Here is a 2,029-nt window from a genome sequence, read left to right as displayed (position 1 = left end):
CTTGATGCAGGCCGAGTGGGCAAGAAGCCACCGCAGCCTGTTGCGCGTCCTCGTCATCGACCTGGACGTGCACCAGGGCAATGGCACTGCGGCCATCTTCCGCGACGACGACACGGTGTTCACCTTCTCCATGCACGGCGCGCGCAACTTCCCGTTTCGCAAGGAGGCGAGCGATCTGGACGTGGATCTGGCCGACGGCTGTGGCGATGCGGACTACCTGGCTGCGCTGGACGCGGCACTCGGCGAGGTCTGGCGTCGCATTGATCCGGGCCTGGTGTTCTATCTTGCCGGCGCCGACCCCCACGAAGGCGACCGCCTGGGTCGGTTGAAGTTGACCTATGAAGGTCTGGCCGAACGCGATCGGCGCGTACTGGCGGGCTTAAGCGAACGCCGCATCCCCGTGGCGCTGAGCATGGCCGGCGGCTACGGTCACGACCTGGCAACGACGGTCGCCGTGCAGATCAACACGCTGAATCTGGCCGCCCAGTCCTGGGCCGCCTGGGCCGCTATCGCACGCGGAACTGGCTGACCACCTGGGCCAGTCGCTGCGCCTGCTCGCGCAGCGACTCGGCCGCCGCAGCGCTTTCCTCGACGAGGGCGGCGTTCTGCTGCGTCATGTCGTCGACCTTGGTGACGGCGCTGGTGACATCGTCGATGCCGCGGCTCTGGGCGGCGGCGCTGGTGCTGATCTCGCCAATGATGTCGGTCACGCGCTGCACGGCGCCGACGATGTCGGTCATCGTCGAGCCGGCGTCCTGCACCAGGCGGGCGCCGGATTGCACGCGCTCGACGCTGGCGCCGATCAGGGTCTTGATTTCCTTGGCCGCCGCGGCGCTGCGCCCCGCGAGGCTGCGGACCTCACCGGCTACGACGGCAAAGCCACGGCCCTGCTCGCCGGCGCGGGCGGCTTCCACGGCCGCGTTCAACGCCAGGATGTTGGTCTGGAAGGCGATGTCGTCGATGACGCCGATGATGTCGGCGATGCGCTTGCTGGACGCGGTGATGTCATTCATCGTGTCCACCACCTGCTGTACGACGCTGCCGCCGCGGTGGGCCACGGTGGCGGCGCTGGTGGCGAGCTGGTTGGCCGTCTGCGCGCTGTCGGCGCTCTGGCGCACGATGCCGGTCAGCTGCGCCATGGACGAGCTGGTGATCTCCAGGCTCGAGGCCGTCTGCTCGGTACGCTGGCTCAGGTCCTGATTGCCCGAGGCAATCTCGGCCGACGCGGTGCGGATGGAGTCGGCGACCGTCATGACTTCGCCCACCGTCTGGCCGAGTTGCTCGCACATCTGGTTCAACGCCCGCATCAGGCCGGCCAGTTCGTCGTGGCCCTGAGGCGTGGCGCGCTGGGTCAGATCACCTGCGGCGACTGATTCGGCCAGCGACAGCGAGGCGTTGACGTCGGCTGCGATCTTGCGCTGGTTGGCGAGCAGCAGGCCCATGCCGGCGCCAGCGGTCAGCAGAGAGATCAGGGCGAAGACCCAGGCGCGCTGGCGGGCCGTGGCCTGCTGGGATTCCGACGCGGCTTGCTGATCGGCCCCCATGCTCTGCACGATCTTGCCCATCAGCGTCGCGACTTCCTTGTAGCGGGCCTCGGCGTCCTGCATCGCGGCAACGCCGGTGTTGGGGTCGACCGAGGCCAGGTCGATGGCGGCGTCGGCCTTGGCCAGGTAGGCTTTCAGCAGCGGCAGGGTCGCGTTGATGTGGGCGTCGGTCTCGGCGGGCGTGGCCTCCATCTCGGCCAACGTGGTCAGCGTGCGCGTGAGGCCCTCAACCTGGGTCTTCAACTGCCCGCGCAGGGCCTTGACCTTGGCGTCGTCCAGCGAGCCGATCAAAGCGATGGTGCGATAGACGCCGCCATGCATCTCGCCCACCTGGGTCTGCACGGACACCGTGGTCATGAAGACCTCGTTGCGCTGCTGGCCGGCCTCGTTGGAGGCGACGACCTCACGCAGGGACAGCATGCTGTTGCCCAGGCCGATGGCCAGCACGACGGCCAGTGCCACCATCGGCGGCAGCAACATCTTTG

General features: G+C 68.2%; 2 protein-coding genes. One reads left to right on the top strand and one right to left on the bottom strand.

Going from position 1 to position 2,029, the window contains the following annotated elements:
* A partial coding sequence (locus AC1DU6_RS29000; protein WP_477861397.1) for an arginase family protein occupies positions 1 to 529 on the top strand: 529 nt, incomplete at its 5' end.
* Here the strand turns inward: AC1DU6_RS29000 and AC1DU6_RS28995 are convergent.
* Positions 507 to 2,029 (bottom strand): methyl-accepting chemotaxis protein (locus AC1DU6_RS28995; RefSeq protein ID WP_477861395.1); only part of this gene is annotated, 1,523 nt, incomplete at its 5' end. The two genes, AC1DU6_RS29000 and AC1DU6_RS28995, sit on opposite strands and share 23 nt — an antisense overlap.

Source organism: Roseateles sp. P5_B10, assembly GCF_056400485.1.
The sequence above is the reverse complement of the archived record's forward strand: the minus strand, read 5'-3'. Positions and strand labels throughout refer to the sequence as shown.